Genomic DNA, 425 nt, shown 5'->3' with positions numbered 1-425 from the left:
CTTGCCCACCAAAACCACCGACGACTGGCTGGCAGAGATCGACAAGGCGACCACGCGCTCGCCGTCCGTCGCCATCGCCGTGCGTCTAATGTACGGCTTGGGCCTGCGCGAGTCGGAAGCGGCCAGCGCCTGCTGGGAGTGGATCGACTGGGAGCGGCGAACCTTCACGCCCGGCATTACCAAGGGGAAGGAGGCGGTCCCAGTGCCGATGCCGCGCTGGCTGGTCGCGTACCTGGCACCCCAACGACGCCCACAGGGCCTCATCGCGCCAGGTAAGCAGGGCAGGGCGCTGCCGGATGGGTTCGCCCGATCCGCGATGCGCCGCGCCAACGCCGCCACCTCCCTCACCGGGATTACGCCCCACCGCCTGCGCGGCACCTGCGCCACGCTCATGTCGGAGGAAGGCACGCCCATTCAGACCATCC

Annotated in this window: 1 protein-coding gene; it reads left to right on the top strand. The window is 69.4% G+C overall.

Going from position 1 to position 425, the window contains the following annotated elements:
- A partial coding sequence (locus F2P45_RS34580; RefSeq protein ID WP_166882701.1) for a tyrosine-type recombinase/integrase occupies positions 1-425 on the top strand: 425 nt, incomplete at both ends.

The organism is Massilia mucilaginosa (assembly GCF_011682145.1).
In the GTDB taxonomy this organism is placed as follows: domain Bacteria; phylum Pseudomonadota; class Gammaproteobacteria; order Burkholderiales; family Burkholderiaceae_D; genus Telluria_A; species Telluria_A mucilaginosa.
Note: the sequence above shows the minus strand (reverse complement) of the source record. Positions and strands in the feature narration are given on the sequence as shown.